Raw genomic sequence first — 6,226 nt, 5'->3', positions numbered from 1 at the left:
GCCCCAGCCCCCGCCACCCCACGCGATCCCTTCTTCTGGTTGGGGGAAATCAACAAAGCCACCACCGTCATCAACACCGACGAAGGGCTGTTGGACAAGTCCATGGCGCCGCGCCTGGCGGCGGGCGTGGCCAAGGTGATCCACGACGGCAATCAGCCCGGCGGCAAACGCCCCGCCACCGTCATCACCTTTGAACCCCTGTTGATCAAGGCGGCGGGCGAAGACATCACGCTGCTGCACGCCGGCCGCTCCAGCCAGGACATGCACGCGACCTACCGCAGCGCCATCCTGCGCGACAAGCTGCTGGACCTGGCCGACCAGTTGAACAAGACGTCCACCACGCTGGTGGAACTGGCCGCCAAGCACGCCGGCACCGTCGTGCCGAACTACACCAATGGCGTGGCCGCGCAGCCCAACAGCTATGGCCACTACCTGCTGGGTCAGGCAGCAGGCCTGGCGCGCGACGCGCAGCGTATCCGCGAAGCCTATGCGCGCATCGACCGCTCGCCCATGGGCACCACCGTGCTCAACGGCACCAGTTGGCCGCTGGACCGCAAGCGCATGGCGCAATACCTGGGCTTTGAAGCGCTGGTCGACAACGCCTACGACGCCTCGCAGATCTCGTCCATGGACCAGCCGGTGGAAGTGGGGTCCATCGTGACCAGCATCGCGCTGCGCACCGGCAACTTCGTTGAAGACGTCATGACGCAGTACGCGCAGTCGCGCCCCTGGATCCTGCTGCAAGAGGGCGGTGGCAATACCTATGTGTCCAGCGCCATGCCGCAAAAGCGCAACCCGGGTTTGTTGAACGACACCCGCAGCGATGCCTCCACCGCCGTGACGCTGGCGATGGGGCCAATCATCCAGACGCACAACATCACGCCGGGCATGAGCGACCCCAAGGACGTAAAGCAGAATTCCGCGATGGTCGACAGCGGCATCTCGGCGCTAAAGCGCTGGGATCGCGTGTTGAAGGCCATGGCCATCAGCCCCGAGCGCGCGCTGGAAGAGCTGAACAGCGACTGGACGGCCTCGCAGGAACTGGCCGACGTGCTGATGCGCAAGTACAAGCTGCCGTTCCGCGACGGTCACCACTTTGCATCAGAAGTGGTCACCTACGCGAAAGCCAACAACATCAAGCCGCTGGACTTTCCGTATGAGCAGGCCCGCCGCATCTACGCGGATGCCATGAAAGACTCCAAGTACGCCAAGGAACTGCCGATGAGCGAAGCGGAATTCCGTTCGACGCTGGACCCGGTGGCCATTGTGAAGAACCGCGCCACTATCGGCGGCCCGCAGCCTGCCGAGATGGACCGCATGGTGAAAGAAGCGCGCGCGCAGTTGAGCGAGCAGGGCAAGTGGATTCAGGATCGCCGCGCCCACATCAACCAGTCGCTGGCCGAGCTGGACAAGCAGTTCAACGCCCTGGCGTCCAGCGCCACGAAGTAAGCGCAGGCCGTGGTGCGCGGGGCTACTGGACGGCGTCCAGCACGCACCCGCGCAGCCAGCGATGCGCGGCGTCGCCGTCCATGCGGGGATGCCACAGCATCGACACGGTAATCGCCGGTACCGGGAAGGGCAGCGCAAAGCTGTGCAGGCCGGCGCGCAGCGTGCCGGTGTGCCGTTCCGGCACGGTGGCGATCAGGTCCGATTCCCGGGCCAACGCCAGCGCGGCGGAGAAGCCGCCCACCACGGTGGCGATGTGCCGTTGCCGCCCCGTGGCAGCCAAGGCGTCGTCCACCGGCCCTTTGTCCTGATTGCGGCGCGACATCAGAATGTGTTGCGCCTTGGCGTAGCGGGCCAGCGTGATCTTGCCGCCACTAATCGGATGGCCCGCGCGCACCACGCCGATGAAGCGGTCTTCAAACAGCGCGCGCGTGCGCAGCTCGGGGCTGGCCGCGTCGCCCACCACGCCGGTTTCCAGGTCGACCTCGCCTTCGCGCAGCGGCGCACTGCTTTTGTCGGTCTTCTGCATAAAGCGCAGCCGCACGCCGGGGGCTTCGTCGCCAGTGCGGGCGAGCAGCCGGGCGCCGAAATTTTCGACAAAGCCGTCGCTGGCACGCAGCGTGAAGCTGCGATCCAGCCGCGCCAGGTCCAATGCGTCGGCGGGCCGCAGCACGGCTTCCACGGCTTGCACCAGTTCATGCACATGGGCGCGCAACGCCAGCGCGCGCGGCGTAGGAACCAGCCCGCGTCCGGCGCGCACCAGCAGCGGGTCGCCCGTGGTGGCGCGCAGACGCGCCAGCGCACGGCTCATGGCCGACGGGCTTAGCCGCAAGCGTCGCGCGGCGCGTGCCACGCTGCCTTCGTCAAGCAAGGCATCCAGGGTGATAAGCAGGTTGAGATCGGGCGTGGCCATGCTCGCAAACGTAGCACGGATGTGTGCTGCCCCGTTAATGTTGGTATGGCGTTTGGTGCAGGTATTCAATGCAAATGCTGCGCCTTCCGCCTTGTAATCGCAACGCCTAGGATGTGTTGAGGGCGCCGTGTTGGTGGCCCGCTTTGCTTGCAGGCCTGATCGTGCATACCCAAGCTTCCCCCGCTTCCCCGTCCTCATCCATTCCCCTTCTGGCCTGCCTGTCCTTGTGCATGCTGCTGCCCGCGCTGGCCACCAGTATCGCCAACGTCGCCTTGCCGACGCTTGCGCAAGCGTTCGAAGCGCGCTTTCAGGACGTGCAATGGGTGGTGTTGGCGTACTTGCTTGCCATTACCACGCTGATCGTCAGTGTGGGCCGCTTGGGCGACTTGATGGGGCGTCGGCGTCTGATGCTGGTGGGCATCGGCCTATTCACTGTGGGGCCGGCGCTGTGTGGCGCGTCACCCTGGCTGGGCGGCTTGATGGGCTTGATCGGGGCGCGTGCCGTACAAGGTCTGGGCGCCGCCGTCATGATGGCGTTGACGATGGCGTTCGCCAGCGAGGCCGTGCCTAAAGAGAAGACCGGTAGCGTGATGGGGCTGCTGGGCACGATGTCGGCGGTGGGCACGGCGCTGGGGCCCACCTTGGGCGGCTTGCTGATCAGTGGCTGGGGCTGGCCGCTGATCTTCCTGATCAATCTGCCGCTGGGCGCGGTGGCGTTCGCGCTGGCCTGGGCTTATCTGCCGGCGCACCGTAAGCCCGCCGCCCAGCCACGCGCACGCTTTGACGTGATGGGTTCGCTGCTGCTGGCGCTGGGCATTGCGGCGTATGCACTGGCGATGACGGCCGATGGCGGCTTGGGCGGCTTTGGCGCAAGCCAGGCCGTGCTGCTGTTGGCGGCCACGGTGGCGGCGGTGGCGTTCGTGCGGATGCAGGCCAAGGCCGCGTCGCCCTTGATTCAGTTGGCGCTGTTTCGCCAGCCCACGCTGCGGGCGGGCGTGGCGACCAACACGCTGGTGTCCACCGTGATGATGACGACGCTGGTGGTGGGGCCGTTCTACCTGGCGGGCGCGCTGGGCCTTGACGCCGCGCGGGTCGGGCTGGTGATGTCTTGCGGCCCTGTGGTGGCGGCGCTGGTGGGCGTGCCGGCCGGGCGCGGCGTGGACCGCTATGGCGCGCAGCGGGTGATGCTGGCCGGCTTGGCCGCGATGGCAACCGGCGCGATCTTGCTGCCCTGGGTGCCGCTGGTGGTTGGCGGTGTGGCGGGGATGGCGCGCGTGGCGGAATACGTGGCGCCGCTCGCGGTGATCACCAGCGGCTACGCGCTCTTCCAGGCCGCCAACAGCAGTGCCGTCATGGCCTGCGCGGGCGCGGACCAGCGGGGCGCGGTATCGGGCGTGTTGAACCTGTCGCGCAACCTGGGCTTTATTACCGGCGCATCGTTGATGGGCGCGGTGTTCGCCTGGGCGGCTGGCGCGGGCGACCTCCGGGCCGTCTCGCCCGCCGCCTTGGCGACGGGCATGCGGTGGACGTACGCCTTGGCCGCGGCCTTGTTGCTGGTGGCCTTGGCCTTGGCGGTGTTGGACCGGGGCCGCGCGCGCGTGGCGGCTTAGAACGACACCATGTCGGCCGGGTTGATGATGCCCATCACGCCCAGCGCGCCCTTGATCAGCGGAATGGCGACGGGCGACAAATGCCTGCCCAACGGAATGCCCGCGTGGTCAAAGCGCGTCAGCATGGCGTAGTCGGTATTGCGGCCGGTCAGGTCGTCGCTGATGGCGCGGCCGATGCGTACCGTCTGCGCCACGCCGTGGCCGCTCCAGCCATGCACCATGTACACCGGCACGTCGCCCGCGCTCTTGCGGCTGTCGGTGGCGCCGTTCAACGTCAGGTCACTGATGCCGCTCCAGGAATATTCCAGCTCGGGCTTTTCCAACTGCGGGAACACGGTCTTGATGCGGTCCAGCAGGTAGTTGTTGACGTCGCGCGGCGACCACGAATTGCCCGTGCCTTGGCCACCAAACAGCAGCCGCTTGTTGCGCACCGGGCGGTAGTAGTCAATTTGCAGTTGCGTGTCGTAGACCGGCAGGCCCGACGGAATCAGCGCATCCAGGGTGTCGCCCAGCGGCGGGGTGACGGCCACATAGGTGAAGAAGGGCACGGTGGTGGCGCTGCCCGGCATGAACTGGAAGGTGGCGCTGTGCACGGCCAGCACCACGGCGCGGCGGGCCTTGATCGCGCCTTGCGCGGTCTTGACCAGCGTGCTGCTCGGCGACTCTTCAATCGCTTGTGCGGTGGTGTTGTCGTAGACCCGCCCGCCCAGTTTGACGAAGGCGTGGACCAGGCCGCGCAGCAAGGCCAGCGGCTGTACCTGGCCGCCGCCGCCGTCGATGGCGGCGCCGAAATAGATGTCGGACTTCACGTACTGCTCTTTCAGTTCGTGCCGCCCGATGATCTTCACGTCGTCATCGCCCAGGCGGCGGCGCGCGTCGGCGTTTTCAACCAGCGCGCCCATATGGCCCGCATGCACCGCCGCCGTGATGTGGCCGCGCTTGCGGTCGCAATCGAAACCGTAGCGGTCGCGCAGGCCGTCCACCGTTTCCATGGCTTCTACCGACGCAAAGCGCCACAGGCGCCGCGCTTCGTCGGTGGAGAGCTTGTCCAGCATGGTGCCGGCTTCCCAGCGCGCCAGGCCGGGCGTCATCTGCCCGCCGTTGCGGCCCGAGGCGCCCGAGCCGATATGGTCTTTTTCGATCAGCACGACGTCTACACCCGCTTCGGCCAGGTGCAGCGCGGTGGACGCGCCCAGCAAGCCGCCGCCGATGACGACGACGTCGCAGGCCAGATCGCCGGGCAAGGTGCCGAACGACGGCCACTCGGACAGCGACGCTTCGTAATAGTTGGCGGGCATGGGGTCGGACGGGCTGGCGTCCTGGCGCCAGTTCCAGATGCGCGGGTCGATGCCCAATTGGGTGGCGGTCTTGCGCGCGTCTTGCAGCAATTGGGCGGGTTGCAAGGCCGTGTTGCCAAGCGGCACGGTGGTCAGTGGCGAGGACAGGGCCGAGGAGGCCGCCGGCCACAAGCCCAGCGCGCCGACGGCGGAAGCCGCGGTCGAAGCGGCGGCCGTCTTGAGGATGAATTCGCGTCGATTCAATGTCATGTCGAGATTCCTGGTAGCGGGTACGGGGGGGCTCAGGCCGTCTTGGGGGTGGGAGCGGCGCCGTAGCGGTTGCGGCCCGGGGCGCCGGCGGCAAGCATGAAGGCCTGCAACAGCAGCGTGCCGATGACCGGCACGGCATGCAGAAGGCCCCACCAGCCGCTGCGGCCGGTGTCATGCAGGCGGCGGATAGATACCGCCAATGCGGGAAGCAAGGTCAAAAGCAGAAAGCCCGCCGTGTACCAGCCGAACAGGATTTCGGGGTTGGCGATGGCCAGCGCGCGTTCCACGGCGGAAATCGCCAACACCATCAAGATCTGGCACAGCACGAAGATCCAGTACTCGCGGCGCGGCGCGCGTCCTTCGAAGACGGCGTAGTGTTTAAGGGCTTGCAGATACCATTTCATGAAGGTTCTCCTGTTTGCAAAAGATGTGCGCCATCCGCGCCGGGGTGGGCGCGGGCGGCGGGGAAACGCCAAAGAAATAGGTGGGGCGGGCACGGCCCGCGTGGGCTCAGCCCGTCAGGGGATGGGGCCGATCATGGGGCCCGCCTAGGGGGGGCCGCCTAGGGGGGCCCGCCTAGGGGGGCCCGCCTAGTGGGGCGCCGATCAAGTGTGGCCGGCTATGTGTGGCCGCTAAGGTGCGGCAGGCCCAAGGGGCCGGGCAGGCCGAAGGCCGAGCGCGGCGCTGCGCCGGGCAGCACCGCCAGGCGC

5 protein-coding genes are annotated in these 6,226 nt (G+C 67.4%); 2 read left to right on the top strand and 3 right to left on the bottom strand.

Going from position 1 to position 6,226, the window contains the following annotated elements:
• On the top strand, positions 1–1,449 hold a 1,449-nt coding region (locus ACE04A_RS23230; protein ID WP_485820559.1), incomplete at its 5' end, for an argininosuccinate lyase.
• Between the two features lie 22 nt (positions 1,450–1,471).
• Here the strand turns inward: ACE04A_RS23230 and ACE04A_RS23225 are convergent.
• A complete protein-coding gene (locus ACE04A_RS23225; RefSeq protein WP_448716609.1) occupies positions 1,472–2,359 on the bottom strand; it encodes a LysR family transcriptional regulator in 888 nt (295 codons plus the stop codon).
• Between the two features lie 161 nt (positions 2,360–2,520).
• On the opposite strand from ACE04A_RS23225, the gene ACE04A_RS23220 reads away from it, so the two are divergent.
• On the top strand, positions 2,521–3,969 hold the full coding sequence (locus ACE04A_RS23220) for an MFS transporter (RefSeq protein ID WP_448716608.1): 1,449 nt from the start codon (positions 2,521–2,523) through the stop codon (positions 3,967–3,969).
• Here ACE04A_RS23220 and ACE04A_RS23215 read toward each other — a convergent pair.
• Together ACE04A_RS23215 and ACE04A_RS23210 are read right to left on the bottom strand one after the other, a co-directional pair.
• Positions 3,966–5,516, bottom strand: a complete 1,551-nt coding sequence (locus ACE04A_RS23215; protein WP_448716607.1) for an NAD(P)/FAD-dependent oxidoreductase — start codon at positions 5,514–5,516, stop codon at positions 3,966–3,968. The two genes, ACE04A_RS23220 and ACE04A_RS23215, sit on opposite strands and share 4 nt — an antisense overlap.
• Before the next feature lie 32 nt (positions 5,517–5,548).
• Positions 5,549–5,920: a DUF805 domain-containing protein gene (locus ACE04A_RS23210; protein WP_448716606.1), complete on the bottom strand. Its 372-nt coding sequence runs from the start codon at positions 5,918–5,920 to the stop codon at positions 5,549–5,551.
• Positions 5,921–6,226 lie beyond the last annotated feature (306 nt).

The sequence above is a fragment of the Achromobacter colocynthidis genome (genome assembly GCF_057334535.1).
Note: the sequence above shows the minus strand (reverse complement) of the source record. Positions and strands in the feature narration are given on the sequence as shown.

What these genes read in the sequence shown, in the direction of transcription:
- ACE04A_RS23215 (WP_448716607.1), bottom strand. Translation starts at nt 5,516, where the DNA reads ATGACATTGAATCGACGCGAATTCATCCTCAAGACGGCCGCCGCTTCG.
- ACE04A_RS23210 (WP_448716606.1), bottom strand. Translation starts at nt 5,920, where the DNA reads ATGAAATGGTATCTGCAAGCCCTTAAACACTACGCCGTCTTCGAAGGA.
- ACE04A_RS23225 (WP_448716609.1), bottom strand. Translation starts at nt 2,359, where the DNA reads ATGGCCACGCCCGATCTCAACCTGCTTATCACCCTGGATGCCTTGCTT.